We start from the raw sequence: 18,861 nt of genomic DNA on the forward strand, positions 1-18,861 counted from the left end.
ATGTTACGCAAGCGCTTGTAGGCCGGGTTGAAGCTTTAGCGCAAATCCGGCATGAGCAGCTTCGAAATGCCGGGTTTACCAGCCGCCGCCAGCCTGATGCAACTCCCGGCACGGCTTGGAAACGTTTCGCGGAAAGCCATCATCCAATTTAATATTGCTTAAAAATCACCTTTACCAAAAAGAACAACAAGGGTCTGAATGATCACAACTGATAAATTAATGTTCTTGCTCAGCGATGTGTTGAGTCAACCGATGCCGGCCTGGGCCATGGCGGCCGCCTTACTTATACTGATCGCCGGAATTTTATTCATTTACAGTCGGCGGCGTCATCGGGCCGTGGCACCTGCTTCGATCGAGAGCGAAGCAGCCGCCTGGCACGGCATGAGTGCCGAACAGGTGCTACAGGAACTGGCTTCCATTCAATCCGAAGGTCTCAGTCAGACAGAGGCGACGGAACGACTGAAGCGTTACGGACCCAACAAGCTGGCCGAGAAACCGCCCAAACCCGCCTGGCTGCTGCTGTTGTCGCAGTTCAAGAGCTTTCTGATCATCGTGCTGATCGCCGCCGCGCTGCTGGCTGCAGCCATCGGCGATGTCAAGGATGGCGCCGTGATTCTGGTGGTCGTGATCATCAATGCCTTACTGGGCTTTTATCAGGAATTTCAGGCCGAGCAATCGCTGGCGGCGCTGAAAAAAATGCTGGCACTATATGCCGAAGTCCGCCGCGACGGCCATAACCGGAATCTGCCGGTTGAGCAGCTCGTGCCGGGCGATATCGTGATTCTCGATGCCGGCGATAAAATCCCGGCCGATGGCCGCATCATCGCCGCGCACGCGCTGGAGATCGATGAATCATCACTGACCGGCGAATCGATACCGGTCGCCAAACAGATTCAGACGTTGCCCCGGAAATCGTCGCTCGCCGATCGCAACAACATGGTTTACATGAACAATGCCGTCACGCGCGGCCGTGCTGAAATGGTCGTGACCGCGACCGGCATGGACACCGAAATCGGCCGGCTGGCGGGACTGCTCGCGCAGGCCGAAGACGGCGAGACGCCGCTGCAAATACAGCTCGACAGTCTAGGCAAACGACTGGCGCTGATCGCTTTGATCGTGATTATCGGCCTGTTCATGAGCTCGCTATGGCGCGGCGAACCGCTGATAGAGACCGCATTCACGGCCATTGCACTGGCCGTGGCCGCCATACCGGAAGGCCTGCCGGCTGTCGTCACGGTCACGCTGGCGCTAGGCATGCACCGCCTGGCCCGGCAGCGCGCGATCGTCAAGCGCCTGGCCGCCGTCGAAACGCTGGGCTGCACGACCGTCATCTGCACCGATAAAACCGGCACGCTGACCGTCAACCAGATGACGGCGCGGTCGGTCTTTTATCAGGGCCGAAATTATCATATTAGCGGCGAAGGCTATGACCTTGCCGGCGCTATTTCGGCCGAATCCGGCGATAACGGGAATTTGTCGGACCTGCTGCTGCCGCTGGCGCTGTGCAATAACAGCCACCTGCATGACGGTCAGGTCGTCGGCGATCCGATGGAAGGCGCCCTGCTGGTGCTGGCCGCCAAGGGCGGCATCGACAAAAACGAGGCGCTCGCGCAATTGCCGCGTCTGGCCGAACTGCCTTTCGACGCCGAGCATAAATTCATGGCGACATTTCATCGCGACGGCGACCACGTCAAGGTGTTTGTTAAAGGCGCTCCCGAAGTCATCCTGAACCGCTGCACCACGATACTCGATACCGAAGGCAAGCCCGCCCCGCTCCATAAAGACGAACTGCTGGCTGCCAACAAAGCGATGGCCGGCACCGGTTTGCGCATACTGGCCGTGGCCGAAAGAACGGTGCCGGCCGACCAGTTTGCGGCGGACAGCGATCTGTTCCAGTACATGGCGGAACTGACCTTTGTGGCGCTGATCGGCCTGATGGACCCGCCCCGGCCCGAAGCCCGCGACGCGATCGAACTGTGCCGGCTGGCCGGCATCGAAGTCAAGATGATCACAGGCGACCAGAAAGTGACGGCCAATGCCATCGCGCGGGAACTGGGCCTGACAGGCGATGTGGTCGAGGGCCGGGAACTGGCCGATATGGAGGATGAAGCGCTGGCCGGCCGCATCAATAATATCGCCGTTTTCGCGCGCACGGCGCCGGAACAGAAAGTCCGCATCGTCAAGGCTTTGAAAACCGACGGCCATATCGTCGCGATGACCGGCGACGGCGTCAACGATACGCCGGCCCTGAAAAGCGCCGATATCGGCATCGCCATGGGCATCACCGGCACCGATGTCGCCAAGGAAGCGGCCACGATGGTGCTGACCGATGACAATTTCGCGACCATCGTCAGGGCGGTCAAGGAAGGACGCGGCATTTACGACAACATGATCAAATTCATCCGCTTCCAGCTTTCGACCAATATCGGCGCCATTCTGGCCGTGGCCAGCGCCCCGCTGCTGGGCCTGCCGGCTCCGTTCACGGCCGTGCAACTGCTGTGGATCAATATCATCATGGACGGGCCGCCGGCCATGGCCCTCGGCGTCGATCCCGCGCGGCCGGGCAGCATGTCGGAGCCGCCGCGCGATCCCAAGGCGCGCATCCTCTCCTGGCGGCGCCTGGGCAATTTGTTCACGTATGGACTGACCATGGCGGTCGGCACGCTGGCCGTTCTTTATTACGACTGGCAAAACGGCCAGGCGGAACGCGCGGCTACGCTGGCTTTTACGACGTTTGTGCTGTTCCAGGCGTTCAATGTGTTCAACGCGCGCGCCGAACGAGTCACAGCATTCAACCGGCATTTCTTCTCCAACCGCATGCTCTGGCTCGCCATTTCCAGCGTCGTGCTGCTGCAGATACTGGCCGTGCACTGGCCGCCGGCTCAAGCTGTCTTCCACACCACGGCGCTGACGCCAACGGACTGGTTTATTGCGGTCGGTGTTGCCTCGTCCGTGCTGGTGCTTGAGGAATTACGCAAACTTTTGCAGTCTATAGGTAAATGGCTCAAACACCGAATGTAGTCTCTTGATTCTGCCCGGCCAACAAAAAAACAAAGGTGCCGTATGAAAAAAGTTACCGAAGTTTACGGTCAATTCATCGCCAAGTTGGACAACAGACTGTTACGTTATCCGAAGACACTGATTCTGCTGACCCTGCTGGCCTGCGGACTCAGTCTGTATTATACGGCCGGGCATCTGGGCATTGACGCCGACACGACCAAGATATTGTCGGAGGACCTGCCTTTCCAAAAGGATCGGGAGCGCTTCATCGAGGCCTTTCCACAGGATGACCAGGCGATCCTGGTTGTCGTCGACGGCCGGACGCCGGAACAGGCCGCGCACGCGCTGGATTATCTCGGCGCACGGTTCAGCCGTGAAAAACAGCAGATACAATCGGTCTACATCCCCGGCGCGGGGGATTTTTTCGAGCGGCACGGCCTGCTCTACCCCGATCTTGACGACGTTGAGGAACTGGCCGCCAAACTGGCGGAGGCCCAGCCCTTTATCGGCACGCTGTCTCGGGACAACAGCCTGAAAAGTCTGCTGTCCATTCTCGGACAGGCCATAACCACGGACGAGCATGAACTGCCGGTCGATCTGAACCCCCTGCTGGATAAAATACGCACGGCGATCCGGGCCGTGCTGGACGGCAAAAGCTATCAGTTGTCCTGGCAGCAGATGATGATGGGAGAAGACCATGATCTGTTGAGTACCCGGCGTTTTATACTGCTCAAGCCGCATCTGGACTATAACGAACTGATGCCGGCCGAGAAACCGCTGGCGGCAGTAAGGGCTACTGTGGCAGAGGCCGAGCGAACGTTTCCCGGCCTCAACATCCGGCTGACCGGCGAAGTCGTGCTGGAACACGACGAACTGGCCACGGTGACTTACAGCGCCGAGATGGCTTCGGCGTTTTCGTTTATCCTGGTCTTCCTGTCCTTGCTGATCGGCTTCAGGTCGTTCAGACTGACGCTGGCCACGCTAGGCGTCCTGACTATGGGCCTGCTGCTGACTTTCGGCTTCGCCTCACTTGCCATCGGGCATCTGAACATTATTTCCGTGTCATTCGCGGCATTGTATATCGGTATCGGCGATGACTACGCGGTTCAGGTTTGCATGCGCTATCGGGAACTGTCGCGGAAAAACATGTCCCGGTGGCAGGCGCTGATCGAGGCCGTGCGAAAAGTCGCGCCCCCCATTACCCTGTGCGCGATCACAGGGGCGACGGGCTTTTTTGCTTTCGTCCCGACCAAGTATACCGGCGTTTCCGAGCTGGGCCTCATCGCCGGCGCGGGCATTTTCATCTCGTTGCTGATCACATTGACGGTGCTGCCGGCGCTGTTGAGACTGTTCCCGCTGAATTCGGGGCCGGCAGAAAAATCCGACCACTTGTTCCCGGACTGGGTTTACCTCTTTCCGATCCGGCATGCGACGCTGGTCAAGTGGACGACTGCCGCGCTGATACTGGTGGGGCTGGGCTTGCTGACCCAGGCCCGGTTCGATATCAACCCGCTCAATTTGCGCAACCCCGACAGCGAGTCCGTCGCCACGTTCAGGGAATTGCTGAAAACCAAGGATACGTCGCCCATGACGCTAACCGTGCTGGCGAAAAGTAAAGACGAAGCGCTGGCCGCCGCACAAAAGCTGAAAAAGCTGGAATCGGTCGAAAACGCGATCACGATTTATGACTATATTCCCGCGGACCAGGAAGCCAAGCTGTCCATCATCGAAGACTTGTCCCTGGTCATGGGGCTCCAGTTGACGACGTTCCCGGCCCCGCATCAGGATAGCGTCGAGAACAACATGGCGGCGCTGGAAAAATTCAGACAAGCCATCAACCGGCATTTGACGGAAAAGCCGGACAACGAATTATCGGCCACCCTGCGCCTGTTGCTCCAGGAAGTGGAGTCGCTTATTGCCCTGTTGCAATCCGAATCCGAACCGGAAAAAAAGGCCAGGCTGGACAAATTGCAAGCCAGCCTGCTGGACACGCTGCCGGACACCATGAACACCTTGCTGAAAGGACTGAACCCGGACCCGGTCACGATCGATACGCTACCCCGCGACCTGGCCGAACGCTGGCTCAGTAAAGACGGCATTTACCGGATCATGGCATCGCCGAGCAAGGACCTCAACGATGAAAAAAATCTGAAGGAGTTCATCACCGAAGTCCGTCGGGTGGCGCCCAATGCCACGGATTTGCCGGTCATTTATCTGGAATCGGGCAACGCGATAGTGCGTGCCTTTCAACAGGCGCTGGCCAGCGCGGTAGCGGCTATCATCCTGGTTTTGCTGTTGACGCAGCGCAATGCCAAGGATGCGCTGCTGATTCTGCTGCCGCTGACGATGACGGCCATCCTGACCGGCGCTTCAACGGTGCTCATGGACAATCCGTTCAATTTCGCCAATATCATCGTCATTCCGATACTGTTCGGACTGGGCGTCGATGCCGGCATCAATATCATGAATCGCCTGCGCAATCCCGACCAGGAGGACAGCGTACTGAGAACCAGCACCGCAAGAGGTGTGGTCTTCAGCGAACTGACCACAATGTGCAGCCTGGTCAGCATGGCGTTCACGCCGCATCTGGGCCTTGCGAGCATGGGGCAACTGCTGTCCATCGGATTGTTCCTGACGATTATCTGCACACTGCTTGTATTGCCGGCGTTTGCTTATAGGGCACATGGCTGAGTGACCCACCGATACGGCGATAACCGAACCATGAGCTAAGGTATGCCGGACTCTGGATCAGCTGCAAAAACCTGCTCCAACACAACGAAACATAGCCTGTATCGGCAAATTTATTCAATTCGCCGCCAGGAATTCCGGCTCAAAACTTCTAAGTTTTAATGCAGAAGCTATGCGATAATTGACTGATAAATACATAACAAATGCCTTATGGCTTTTAAAAAGTAGGAACAAAATACATGTTTTCATTGCAAACCATCTTCGGCAAAGGTGATAAATTCTATGGCCTTCTCGAAGCCAGTGCGGAATCCGCGCTTTTGTCGACCAGGGCGTTGATCGAGCTTCTGAGTACGCCGGCGTCGCAACAGTCTTTGGAAAAGTTTAAACAGGCTCGCCGCCGCGAAAAGGATTTGTTCGCGCAAATCAGCGAAGAACTGGTCAATACTTTTGTGACCGTGCTCGATCGTGAAGATATTGAAGCCCTTAACGGCGCACTTTACAAAATCCCTAAAGTCGTGGAAAAGTTCGCGGAGCGCTATACATTAGCCTTGGCTCGTATTGGCGATGTGGATTTCACTACCCGCGCCGTCATGCTGGAACAAGCCTGCGAAGTCCTGGAACAAATGGTCAGACGGTTGCGTAGCGGAATGGATCTGGATCAAACCAAAAAATTAAATGATAAGCTGCAAGCCATTGAAGCTGAAGCCGACCGCCAAATCCTTGATTTGTATCGGGATATTTATACCAATGAATCTGACCCGATCCGTTATCTGGTAAAAAAGGATTTGTTTCAAATCCTGGAAAAAGCGATTGACCGCTGCCGGGACGCCGGCAATGTCATCTATCACATCGTCCTGAAAAATTCATAAAAAGGTTGCTATGCTGACTCTGCTCTTGCTTGTCATCCTGGCAGCGCTTGTTTTTGAATTCATCAACGGGTTCCACGACACCGCGAACTCGATTGCCACGGTTGTTGCCACCAAAGTATTGACGCCGACACAAGCGGTCATCCTCGCCGCCGCCACCAATCTGGTCGGTGCGTTTTCAGGTACGGCGGTGGCCAAAACCATTTCATCAGGATTAGTGGATACCGGTATGGTGAATATCACCTCCGAAGTCCTGATCTGCGCGCTGACCGGCGCGATCATCTGGAACCTGATCACCTGGGCACTGGGATTGCCCTCCTCCTCCAGCCATGCCTTGATCGGCGGCTTATGCGGTGCGGCGGTTGCGGCAGGACACAATAACTTCGATGTGTTGATCTGGTCAAAAACCGCGGCGGTCTGGACAGAAAACAAAGGCTTGCTTTGGAAAGTCGTGGTCCCCATGATCAGTTCGCCGATTGCCGGTTTTGGTTTGGGCGTCATCATCATGGGCGGCCTGATGGCCATCATCAGCGGCATGAGTTCCGTGGGAGGGGTCATGGCGCGCATGGTGCGTCCGAAATGGATTAATGTTGTGTTCGGCAAAGCCCAGCTTCTGTCAGCCGGTTACATGGGATTCGCCCACGGTACCAATGACGCCCAGAAAACCATGGGCATTATCGCCCTCGCGATTTTGGCCGCCAATAACGCCGGTACGCTCGATCAATTGCCCGCCTGGGCTGAATTCCTGCGGCCGGATGGGGGAGAAAAAGACATCGATACCTGGATTATTTTTACCTGTGCGCTGATCATGGCGCTGGGCACCGCAGTCGGCGGCTGGCGTATCATTAAAACGCTCGGCCATAAAATGGTGAAATTGCACCCGATAAACGGTTTCGCGGCGGAAACCAGCTCGGCGACAATTCTGGTAGCCGCAGCCCACTTCGGTATGCCGGTTTCCACCACGCACAGCATTTCAACCGCGATTATGGGCGTAGGTTTCGCCAAAAATCCTCATGCGCTTAAGCTTACCGTCATTGAACGGATTGTCTGGGCCTGGGTTTTGACGATTCCGGCAGCGGGCGGTTTGGCCTGGGGCATGGTTAGCTTGTTGTCCATGCTGCATTAGCAGCGGGAATCCGCGCGCTCTGTCAGGAACAGCTATTTAAAATCCCCTATAATGATAGCGTCGCCAAAGCGCCTTAACTAACTTTGCGACAGATCCATACCGTGTTCGACATCCTGTGTTGGCAATAAAAAACCGCCCTTGCTTTTGCAGGAGGCGGTTTTTTGTTAAGCAGGTTAGCGGGATGCGCTTTAGGTTTTCGAGCTTGTCATGCGTTAGTGAATATGTACTTCCCGCGATTTTACCGTATCGCTTCTTCGCAAGGCATAGCGATCCGCCTCATCGGTTATCCTCGTGCCATCGTCATTAAGCTGAATGAGCGTCCCTTCATCTTCAATATGATAGCGCCGTGTTTTCGTTCCGCCCTTTTTGGGAGTTAAAACAACGGTCTGATTTTCATCATCCCAGCTATATTTTCCTTTTTCATAAAACTCCCTTGAAGACTCTCTTGCGGGCTGAGTCACCAACAGATAATTGTTCTTTTGTTTCAAAGACAGCGTCGTTTTAACCCCTGCGCAATCGTTGCAAGGGAGATAGCCGTAAAAAACGCCGCGAAACTCCTGGCTTTTATCGGCGTGGTTTTCATGTGCCGAATGATCTGTTTCCTCCTGGTGGATTTTCGCACGGGCCCTGGCGAAACCTTCCTGAGCTTCGAGGTCCGTTACCGCCATGGCAGGAACAGCGGAAAGCAGACTGCTAAAAAGAAACAAGGCCAGATTGTGTTTTAATTGTATTTTTAATGGTTGCATGATGACCTCCCGGAAAAGTAACAAGTGGAAAATTTACCAGATTTACCCCAAAAGAGCTTCTAAATTTGTCAGCAAACCGGCCCTGGAAAAGTATTACGAATGGTTTAGCTATACAATGCGGCTATAACGTCTTTTCCCTTAAAGTTCAATCCGGATGCCCAACTCAATGACCTGATCGACAGGAATTTTAAAAAATTCTATCGCGCTGGATGAGTTATGGAATAAAAAGCTGAACAGAGGCCGGCGCCATTGAGGCATCGGGCTTTTTCGCCGAAAAGAAACCCGCTCTCTGCCGATGAAAAATGAAACCTGTTTGGGATCAATCGCCAAACCCTGCTGTACGCATAATTCCAGAGCACGGCGCACATCGGGCCTTTGCTGAAAACCGAAGTAAAGCTTCACGCGGTGGAAATTACGGTCTTGCCCAAAGGTCCGAAGTTTGACGCGGTGCGCTTCATCCACGTAAGGCTCTTCCTTGGTCACGACCGTCAACACGATGATTTGCTCGTGCAGAACGTGGTTATGCTCAAGATTGTGCGCCATGACCTGCGGCACGCCATGCAGGTTCTTGGCTAAATACATGGCCGAACCTGGCACCGTCGCCAGGGACTGATCCTGTATTTTCTCTTCCAGTTCTTCGAACAATACCCGCTTTTCATCCATATAAGCCGCCAATAGCTCGCGCCCTTTGATCCAGGTGGTCATCGTCAGAAACAATACGGCGCCAACGATCAACGGCAACCAGCCGCCGGTCGGAATTTTCAGGCTGTTGGACGAGAGGAACAGGAAATCGATAATAAGAAAAACCGATAAAAAGGTGATGCTGGTGGATTTTTGCCACTGCCACAATTTTGAAATCACGATGAATGCCAGGACGGTATCAACAATCATGGTGCCCGTGACGGCAATGCCATAGGCCGAAGCCAGCGCCGATGAAGACTGAAAGCTCAGTACCAGCACGAATACCGAGATCATCAGCAGCCAGTTGACGACTGAAATATAGACTTGCCCCATCTCCTCGCCCGAGGTGTGCCGGATCTGCATGCGCGGGCAGTAACCCAGCTGTATGGCCTGCCGGGTCACCGAAAAGGCGCCGGAAATGACCGCCTGCGAGGCGATGACGGTGGCCAGCGTCGAAAGCAGCAACAGCGGATACAACGCCCAGGTCGGTGCGAGCAGATAGAATGGATTTTGTATCGCCTCGGGATGACCGATCAGCAGCGCGCCCTGGCCGAAATAATTGAGCAGCAAGGCCGGAAATACAAAACTGAACCAGGCATAACGTATCGGTTTCAGGCCGAAATGCCCCATGTCGGCATACAGCGCTTCGGCGCCCGTGATCGTCAGGACAATGGCCCCCATGATCAGAAAGCCATGCCAGCCCAGTTCCATCAGCAAGTGCACCGCAAAATAAGGATTAATCGCAACCAGCACGCTGGGCACATGAACGATATTGATGACGCCCAAAACCGCCAGTGTCGCAAACCAGAAACACATGATCGGCGCAAACAGCTTGCCGACCTGGCCGGTGCCTTTGGCCTGTATGACAAACAGCCCGCCCAGCACGGCAATGGCGATCGGCACCACGTACTGCGCTAATGGCGGAGCAACAATACTCAGTCCTTCGACCGCACTGAGCACGGAAATGGCCGGCGTGATCATGCCGTCGCCGTAAAATAGCGCCGCGCCAAGCAAGCCGATGGGGACGATGAAGCGCGCACTGCCCGGATTATCCCGGGAGCCGTGCAACGCCAGCGCCATCAGCGCCATGATGCCGCCTTCGCCTTTGTTGTCGGCACGCATGATGAAGATCGCGTATTTGGTCGTGACTATCAGCGTCAAGGACCAGAAAACCAGCGACAGCACGCCGAGCACATGGATCTTATCGATCGGCACGCCGCCGTGGAAGACTTCCTTGAGCGCATACAAAGGACTGGTGCCGATGTCGCCGAACACCACGCCTATCGCGCCTAATGCCAAGCCGGCCAGTTGCTGTTTGGAATGACTTTGTTGCTGGGACATGGATGGATTCCAGGATTTGGATAAAATTAAAAGGAATCGGCATTGACCAGAAAATGCACGCCGACAGCTGCAAAGTACCCCAGCAAAATCGCCGGAAACCACTTCATATGGCTCAGGAAAGTATATTGGCCTTTGGCTTGCCCCATCAAGCCTATGCCCGGCGCCGAGCCAATCGCCAGCAAACTGCCGCCCACGCCCAGCGTCAAAGTCGGCAGCAGCCATTGGCCTTGGGGAATGTCGGGGTTCATGGTGAGAACGGCAAACATTAAAGTGCCATTATCAACGAATGCCGAGCACAGGCCAATCAGGATATTGGCCGGGGCTTAATTGGCCGTACAGCATGTGAGAAACGGCATCCAGATAACCAATATAGCCCAGGCCGCCAATGCCCATCATCGCGCCATAGAAAAACAGCAGCGTATCCCATTCCAGACGGCCGACTTTTTCAAACACATCGAGTTTTCTGGCCTGCGCGCTGGCAATGTCGATGTCGCTCACATCGGCGCCCGAAAACAAGTCAAAATCCAACTGTTTTAAGCCACGCGACTTCGAGGTTTTGTGCAGATAGAAATAGAAAAACTGCAGCAATGACAAGCCTGCCATCATGCCTGCCGCCGCCGGCAAATGAAGCTTCATGTCAAAAACCACAGCCAGGCCGATGGTCGTCCCGAACAGAAAAATGATGCGTTTTGCACCGTACGGCAAATTCACTCGATCGTTTTCGACAACCGGTTTGTCTTTGGGCAAAGCAAAATACATTGCCATGGCGGGAACTAAAAAATTCACCAGACAAGGCGCGAATAGCTTGAAAAACTGAAGAAACTCCAGCATGCCGTGTTGCCAGACGAACAGAGTCGATATGCCGCCCAACGGGCTGAAAGATCCGCCGGCATTAGTGGCAATAACGATATTGATGCAGCGACGTAGGGCGGTTTCGCGCCAGCAAACCGCCATTGCCGCCCGAACAAAGCAACGATCCGAAAGCCGGAAAAGCATCTGTTCGGAAAGATTCGAGAGAAATTCGGATTAACCGCTTCGATAGTGGCGGATTGCTGGCGCGAATCCGCCTTACGAATTGAACGGTTTGTTATTTACTTGCAATCAGCGTTCAGCCGTTTTTCGGTTCGGCTGTCAAGCACCTCGGCCTGCATCGCATGGCACCCCGTGCGGTTTCCTTAACAAAATGCAACGATGCTTCATTCGCTGCCTGGGACATTGACTTGCCCCCGGATCTCGCCGCCCGGGTGCTTGTCTGTGTGGACATTCGCATAGGTGACGCCACTCATCATGGCTGCGATGATCTCGGCGAATTCGCCGGGCTCGATGCCCTGTCCCGCAGGCCCGACGACATCAGCGGCGACTACCGTACCGGTCACTGTACCCTGCGTTTCAGGGCATGCCGGTTTGCCGCCCCCACCGCAAAGGAAGAAGCTGACTCCACCATTCACGTCTCTCTGGCCGAGGTGAACGTGGGCGACAGTAGTTGTGCCTTCGATCCCCGAATACTCGAGCTCATACGTCAGTGTCGTTTCCGCATCATCGAGTTGCGCGCTGAACTCGCCTGTTCCGGTAGTGGAATTGGCAGGGACTTCCTCAAACCCGCTTAGGGTCGCCTCAAAGCTTCTCTCGCCCGATAATTCCGTCGCCGGCGTATCAAGGATGGGCAAGAACAAAACGACTATCAGAGATACTTTCATATAGATCTTTTTCATCTTTAAGTTCCTCCTGACATGCGTTGCAATATGTGGAATGGAAAAAACCCCCTGAATTTTGTGATTGAATATTAAGGCCTAAGAGCTTGTTCAATATCTCCGTAGCAACAGCGCCAGGAAGGCCAGATTAACGAACTGTAAGCTGGTATTGAGCAAGCGCTCAGTGTTCTTCCATAATCTTCGGCACTTCTCCAGCCAGGCAAACGAACGCTCTACTACCCAGCGTTGCGGAATGACAGCGAAGGTATGAAGCTCATGGCGTTTGGCCACCTGCACCGAAGCGCCAAGCAGACTCTGAACAGCTTCGGCGAAGGGTTGGCCACTATAGCCGCCATCGACCAGCAGCGAAGTGACCTCAGTTAAGTCTTTCCAGTTCTGTTCAATGGTTTTTAGCGCCCCTTGGCGATCACTGACGTCCGCCGTGGTGATGGCAATTGCATGGGGTAACCCTTGCGTGTCGACAAAAATATGTCGCTTGATACCTGAAACCTTTTTGCCGGCATCATAACCTTTGCTGCGTGCGCAGTCGGTGTTTTTGACACTCTGTGCATCAACGATGCAGAAACTCGTCCTGGCGTTGCGCCCCTGTCTGGTACGGGCCTCGCCAACCTGATTTTTTTAATGCCTGCTCCAGCAGGCTGGTTCCACCTTCAGGTTTCTCGCTCCATAACGAAAAATAATGATGGACCGTGCGCCATTTCGGAAAGTCGCTCGGCAGCATGCGCCACTGGCAGCCGCTCTTCAGCAAGTACAGAATGGCACAGAACACTTCATACAAGTCCACTGTACGAGGTCGGGTTTTCTTGCGAGCATTTTCTAGCAGAGCTCTGATCGGTTCAAATTGTTCGCGACTGATGTCGCTGGGGTACACTTTTCTCATGCCCTCATTATCTATCATACTCAGCAGATATTGAACAGGCTCTAAGTTCCTCCCGACGCGCCGCACTCAGGGCTTCTTGCCGGGTTTGGAAGTTAATCGCTTAAACTGTTTTTATGGCAAGCCGCATCCATCTGTCGAGCTAAAATTGGCAGTAACGAGCATCGTTGTCATGTCATGATGAGCCATTCTGGTTGACCAAACCTTCCAGTTCCCTGTTCAAGGCGATATAAGGCAATAAACTGGTCGGTAAGGTCATATCGATGTCCTTATAAATGCGCCGGTAGCGGTTGAGCTTTTGCTTTTCGCGGGATTGCTCAAAATAGGCGGCGCAGGTTTCGGCATTTTTGAGCGCCATCGTCTTGATCAGCCTGCCTACCGTCTGCTTCATGCCCTCCTGCAAATCATTGGCGACTCTTCTTTCCCAATGATCATGCAGCGGCATGGCCGCCAATTGTTCATAGATGGCATAGAGGCCCAAATAAGCGCTGGTGTCGTTGAACAGTTTCAGGACACCGATAAAGTCCTTTGCCGTTTCGGCAGCCAATGACACGATCTGAGGGAAATCCTGAAGGCTGGTGATAAATACGATTCGGCGAGCCAGCGCATCGGGAACGCCCTGCTGCCGGCAGGCGTCGAACCGCGCCTGAAACGGCTCGGTTTCGGTGAGGCCGGTTTCGTCGAAATGCGCTTTGTATGCCGCTAGATAACGCTGGTAGCCGCTGACGGTCTGCTCGTTCGGGCGGATTTTTCGGCCATGAATCAAAGCCCACCGGCAGAAACCGGCCAGGATGCTTTCAAGCTCAAGCAATAGCGAGTACTGCCTGTCGGCGGCCAGCCGGTTGTCCAGCGCGTAAACGGTCTGCCTGAAGGTATCGCCATCCAGCACCTGGTCAAAGGTCAGATAGCAGGTGACGTTATCCATGGTATTGATGTTTTGCCTGTCGATGTCCAGGCTTAGAAAACCGCAGCCGGCCTGATTGATGATCTTGTTGCTGACGACGGTGGCTCTGATTTCATTGGACAGCGCATGGCCGGGCAGGTAATCCTTGTAGCGCTCATTGACCTGCCCGGGAAAATAGGCTTGCAGATAACGCTCGCAACAGCCCTCCTCCAGCAAGGCGATCTGCTCCTGTATCTGCTGGGTCAGCTGCATTTTGGCGGCCGCCATCAATACGGCCAGTTCCGGCCGGGTCAAGGTTTGCCCCGGTCTGGCCAGCACCTGCTTGGTCAGCGGAAAGGATTCGACCACGCGGTCGAAAATGCCGGCGGCCTCCAGGCGCTCGGCCAGATGCAGGAAGACCTCCGGGTTGTCGGCGCAACGCCGGACATCGAGCGACAGGCAAAGGCTCTGGGCGTAATTATCGGCCAGCACCAATTGGCAGACTTCATCAGTCATGCTGACGAAGAGCTGCTGATAGTCACTGATGACGTTTTTCTTTTGCAGGCCGGTCAGCAGGATTTTCAGATTGACTTCATGGTCGGAGGTATCAACGCCTGCCGAATTGTCGACCGCATCGGTGTTGATGCGGCCGCCTTTCAGGCTGTATTCAACGCGCGCCTTCTGCGTGAAGCCCAGATTGGCGCCCTCGCCGACCACTCGCGCACCGAGCTCGACCGCGTTCACGCGCACGGAGTCATTACTGCGGTCGCCGACCTCTTCGTGCTTTTCCATGGCGGCTTTCACGTAAGTGCCGATACCGCCCAGCCACAACAGCTCGACCGGCGCGGCCAGCAGATAGCGGATCAGTGATTCACCATCCAGGGTCTGGTAGCGCACGCCCAGCCATTTCCTGAGTTTGGCCGAAACCGGGATATCCTTGGCCGATCGAAGATAGACGCCGCCGCCTTCGGAAATGAGACTGCGGTCGTAGTCGTCCCAGCTCGATCCGGGCAATTCAAACAGGCGCTTGCGCTCGTTGAACGGCGCGTCGCCCGGCATCGGATCGGGATCGATAAAGATATGCTGCCCGCTGAAGGTGGCCAGCAGGCGGATGCACGGCGACAGCAGCATGCCGTTGCCGAACACGTCGCCATCCATGCTGCCGATGCCGACGACCGTGAACGGCTCTTTCTGGATATCCTTGCCCAGCTCGCGGAAATGGCGTTTTACGCATTCCCAGGCGCCGCGGGCGGTAATGCCCAAAGCCTTGTGGTTATAGCCTCTGGAGCCGCCGCTCGCGAATGCATCGCCCAGCCAGAACCGGTAATCTTCCGAGATCGCATTGGCGATATCCGAAAACTGGGCCGTGCCCTTGTCGGCGGCCACGACCAGATACGGGTCCGCATCATCATAAGTCACGAGGCCTTCGGGCTTCACGACCTGATCCCCATCATAATTGTCGGTCAGATCAAGCAGCCCCTTTATCAGCGTGATGTAGGCTTTTTTGCCGGCCGCTTTTAGATCAAGCGGGACGCCATTTTTTTTGAGGACAAAACCGCCTTTCGCGCCGGTAGGAATGATCAGCGCGTTTTTGCTGATCTGGGTTTGCATGAGGCCCAGAATCTCGGTCCTGAAATCGTCGGGGCGGTCGGACCAGCGTATGCCGCCGCGTGAAATCCTGCCGGCGCGCAGATGGATGCCTTCCATATCGTACGCATGCACATAAATCTCATGCTGCGGCCTGGGAGGCTGCAGATCGATGATGCCGAGGCTGTTGATCTTGAAGGCGATAAAATAATCAGGCTGGCTGCGGCGCCGATGAAAATTGCTGCGCATGGTGGCATCGATCAGATTGAACAGCGTGCGCAGGATCCGGTCGCTGTTGATATCGGTCACTGATGCAAAGCTTTCGAGCAGCTGCAGGCGCAGCGGAAACAACACCTGGTCTTCCCTGACCATGAAATCTTGCCAGGCCGGGTCCGGCCTGAAGCGGGCTTCAAAATACTTAAACAAAAAATGCGCGACGTGCGGATTATTCAGCAAGGCGCGATGCAAGCTGGCGAGCGTAGTCTGATAGCCCAGTTGCAGATAGTAATTGCGGTAAGCCCTGAGCACGTCGATATCCTGCCAGCTCATGCCGGTGGTGATAAGCAGGCTGTTGAGCGCATCATTTTCGGCCTTGCCGTCCAGTATGGCCTGAGCCATCTCCAGCATGCAGCATTTCAGGCGATTGAAACTGGCGTATTGGCTTTTGGCCGCCTTGATGGTGAAGCTTTTGATAAACAGCGTGGTGCCGTCAAGCGTGACGCAAAACTGCATCTGGTCGATGACTCTCAGGCTCATGTTTTCCAGCATTGGAATATATTCATCGAGAAAACGTTCCTGCCGGCTGTAAAAATGCAGCCGGTAGTGCTCGATTTCCCGATAAGGGCTCAGCAGATTGACGCGTTGAGCGCCTGACGCCAGCACCTGCTTCAGTTCCACGATATCCTTGATCGCATAACGCGGCGACACCCGGGCCTGATATTCGGCCGAAAACAGCGACGGGTATTTCTGCCACAACCGGCTGTCGATTTTGCGTCCGAAGGCTCTTTCCGCCAGTTGCATGAAGGACACGGACCAGGGCCGGGCCAGACGGTTCAGCTGGCTATCCAGTCTTTCGACATTGATCGTGGTCCGTTCCCGTTCGGGAACCAGCACCACTTGCAGGCCGACATAACTGCCGCCCGGAATGGTTTTACGGCTGTTTTCCACGGTGCAGGCCAGTTCCCGGCACAACAAGTCAAACAGAACCGCCTCTATGCCTTCCCTGTCAAGCGCGATCGGCACGATGATCAGGGCTGAAATCCTGTTCGGGCTGGCGCTGGCCAGTATCAGCAGCTTAATGACTTCAGGACGGTAAAGATAGCGTTTCAGCGACTGCGCGATCAGGTGCAGCTGAATATCATCGGACAGAAACACTTCGATTTTGGGAAACAGGTTGAAGATTTCCTTGAGCTGGAAATATTCATGGCTGTCGCGGTAGACCTTTATGGCATGCAGCATATGGTCGATTTTTTCGTTCAGCGCCGGAATTGTGCTGGGAGTTCCGTTCAGTTCCACTTCGTCGAACAGGCCGAAAAAGCTGTGCTCGACCCATGCGCCGTCCGGCCCGGTCTGCCTGAAGCCCAGATAGACCAGCGGACGGGCCTGGATAATCGGGCTGATGACCGGAATGGTTTCAACGATGACTTCGGTTTGCCGGGCCAGTATGTTTTTCAGACCGCATGGGAAATCCGCGTCATAGCAGGCGTAAGACGCGATATCGGTTAAGGCGTCCTCAGCCAGACTTATCATTTGCTGTGCCGATAAATCGGAAGAAAACCGCTGCCAGGCGACAAAGACGAACGCATCATTCCTGAGCCAGTCGATAAAGGCGGCAAACTTTTCCAGGCTGGCGATTTGTTTCAGTCCGTTCAGCTTGCCGTGAATCTCGGCGCGGCTGCGGTCGACCTTTAACGCGGCGGCAATGGCTCTGGTAATGCCCTGTAAAAGCAGGGCATCACTGTATTCATCCCTATAATCCAGCCGGATCACAATTAACAGTTCAGTACCGCCCGACAGCACGTCGGTCTCCAGATAAACCACCTGCCCTTCGCGGCGCCTGACGCTTAAAACCGGATGCGCCAGCAACTCGACGGCAATGTCCAGCTTGGTCTGCAAAGCCATGATCGAGTCCACGATATGCGGGACATTCGGACAACTGACCAGCAGCAGCCGATTGTCGCTGTTATCCAGCGGGACGATTTTTAGCGCGACGGCTTCGGACTTCGTTTCGATAAAGTCCAGCGTCTGATCTATCAGCCAGGCCAGCAGCGGAGCCGGAAGGGAGATCAAATAGCCGTCGGGGAACAGCAGATAATCGGCCAGCTTTCTTAAAAACCGGCGACTTTGATGGTCTTGATGGGAGTCAAGAAGACACTGGACGGCTACCAATTGCTGGCGTTGTCGCGTCCCTTTAACCGCACGTTCATCACGGGTCAGCAATATATCCAAAGGTTCACTCTCATTTCAGGTATTTAATAATCTCTAGCACGTTGCAACCATTTTGCCTGGTGTAGGTCACCGAATCCATCAAGGACTTGATAAAAAAGAGGCCCATGCCGTTTTCCTTGAGGTGCTCAAAGTCCGGCAACGGAACGGATTCGAGATCAAACCCCTGGCCGTGATCGTAAACCTTGATAATGACGGCGTTTTCCTGAATTTGAATCACTATGCGGACAGTATCTTCAGGATTATCGTAATTGGCATGCTTGATCGCATTGATGGTCGCCTCTGTCAGCACCAGGTTCAAGTGGTAGGCCAGCGCCTCTCGGTCACCGGTAAAAGTTTCCAGATCCTTGCCTATACGCTCGCCTATACTGCCGATCAAATCCAGATATTTGGTCTTTGTCGGAATGATTAAGTCAACCTGAATATCCGAACTGCACATACGGCCCTCTACGACTCACTTGCAAATGCCTCATCTAAATCGGCATAAATTTCAAAAACCCGGTTTAAGCGGGTCAGTTCAAACATCGACAGCACTTGCGGCTGCAAATTGGACAAAGCCAGCTTGCCGGACCGGGCGGCCGTGTTTTTATAGCCGGACAATAAGGCGCCCAGACCGGAGCTGTCGATAAAGCGCACGCGCTCCAGCTGAACGATAATATTTACCTCTCCCTGCTCTATCATATCCAGAATATATTCCTTCAGGTCCCCTGAGTTATGCGCATCTATCCTTTCAACTTGAATGAACAGCACGCTATAGCCATTTAGTTTTTCCAGATTCAATTTCATCAGTTTTTCTTTTAGTTTGGTTTAATCAGCGGATTTGCCGGCTCATAAGCCCGGCACTGTCAACAACGCCGTCTCTGTTCCTGCCCTGTTATCAGGATAATTGATTTAGCTGTCGAAAACCTT

Annotated in this window: 11 protein-coding genes and 1 pseudogene; 4 read left to right on the forward strand and 8 right to left on the reverse strand. The window is 54.6% G+C overall.

Translation table 11 applies throughout. The features are described 5' to 3' along the window. Nucleotides 1-198: 198 nt before the first annotated feature. The 4 genes from METLU_RS0111105 (at nt 199) to METLU_RS0111120 (ending at nt 7,680) form a co-directional block, all read left to right on the forward strand. Nucleotides 199-3,021, forward strand: coding sequence for a calcium-translocating P-type ATPase, PMCA-type (locus METLU_RS0111105; protein WP_231383590.1), 2,823 nt, complete (start codon nt 199-201; stop codon nt 3,019-3,021). Nucleotides 3,022-3,063: 42 nt separating this feature from the next. After that, nucleotides 3,064-5,691, forward strand: coding sequence for an MMPL family transporter (locus tag METLU_RS0111110; RefSeq protein ID WP_027158271.1), 2,628 nt, complete (start codon nt 3,064-3,066; stop codon nt 5,689-5,691). Nucleotides 5,692-5,927: 236 nt separating this feature from the next. Continuing rightward, nucleotides 5,928-6,557, forward strand: coding sequence for a DUF47 domain-containing protein (locus tag METLU_RS0111115; protein ID WP_027158272.1), 630 nt, complete (start codon nt 5,928-5,930; stop codon nt 6,555-6,557). Nucleotides 6,558-6,567: 10 nt separating this feature from the next. Continuing rightward, nucleotides 6,568-7,680 carry an inorganic phosphate transporter gene (locus METLU_RS0111120; protein WP_027158273.1) on the forward strand — a complete coding sequence of 371 codons (1,113 nt, stop codon included), beginning with the start codon at nt 6,568-6,570 and terminating at the stop codon, nt 7,678-7,680. A 212-nt stretch (nt 7,681-7,892) separates the two neighbouring features. On the opposite strand, the gene METLU_RS0111125 is transcribed toward METLU_RS0111120, so the two are convergent. The 8 genes and pseudogenes from METLU_RS0111125 to METLU_RS0111165 all read right to left on the reverse strand — a co-directional run bounded on the left by METLU_RS0111125 (nt 7,893) and on the right by METLU_RS0111165 (nt 18,738). After that, nucleotides 7,893-8,426, reverse strand: coding sequence for a copper resistance protein NlpE (locus METLU_RS0111125; protein WP_027158274.1), 534 nt, complete (start codon nt 8,424-8,426; stop codon nt 7,893-7,895). Nucleotides 8,427-8,564: 138 nt separating this feature from the next. Continuing rightward, nucleotides 8,565-10,448 carry a potassium transporter Kup gene (locus METLU_RS0111130; protein ID WP_027158275.1) on the reverse strand — a complete coding sequence of 628 codons (1,884 nt, stop codon included), beginning with the start codon at nt 10,446-10,448 and terminating at the stop codon, nt 8,565-8,567. A 26-nt stretch (nt 10,449-10,474) separates the two neighbouring features. After that, a pseudogene (gene nhaD / locus METLU_RS25175) lies at nt 10,475-11,366 on the reverse strand (sodium:proton antiporter NhaD); the annotation flags it as partial. Nucleotides 11,367-11,644: 278 nt separating this feature from the next. Then, nucleotides 11,645-12,160 (reverse strand): CHRD domain-containing protein, encoded by a 516-nt coding sequence (locus METLU_RS26720; protein ID WP_051299880.1) that lies wholly within the window; start codon nt 12,158-12,160, stop codon nt 11,645-11,647. A gap of 90 nt (nt 12,161-12,250) precedes the next feature. Beyond that, a protein-coding gene (locus tag METLU_RS27320) for an IS5 family transposase (protein ID WP_155920432.1) occupies nt 12,251-13,040 on the reverse strand; the annotation gives its coding sequence in 2 pieces (ribosomal slippage) (nt 12,251-12,779 and nt 12,778-13,040; 792 coding nt in all). Between the two features lie 172 nt (nt 13,041-13,212). Beyond that, on the reverse strand, nt 13,213-17,955 hold the full coding sequence (locus METLU_RS0111155; RefSeq protein WP_027158276.1) for an NAD-glutamate dehydrogenase domain-containing protein: 4,743 nt from the start codon (nt 17,953-17,955) through the stop codon (nt 13,213-13,215). A 10-nt stretch (nt 17,956-17,965) separates the two neighbouring features. After that, nucleotides 17,966-18,391: an ATP-binding protein gene (locus METLU_RS0111160; RefSeq protein ID WP_027158277.1), complete on the reverse strand. Its 426-nt coding sequence runs from the start codon at nt 18,389-18,391 to the stop codon at nt 17,966-17,968. A gap of 8 nt (nt 18,392-18,399) precedes the next feature. Then, nucleotides 18,400-18,738, reverse strand: coding sequence for an STAS domain-containing protein (locus tag METLU_RS0111165; RefSeq protein WP_027158278.1), 339 nt, complete (start codon nt 18,736-18,738; stop codon nt 18,400-18,402). Nucleotides 18,739-18,861 lie beyond the last annotated feature (123 nt).

It is taken from the genome of Methylobacter luteus IMV-B-3098 (assembly GCF_000427625.1).
Lineage (GTDB): Bacteria > Pseudomonadota > Gammaproteobacteria > Methylococcales > Methylomonadaceae > Methylobacter > Methylobacter luteus.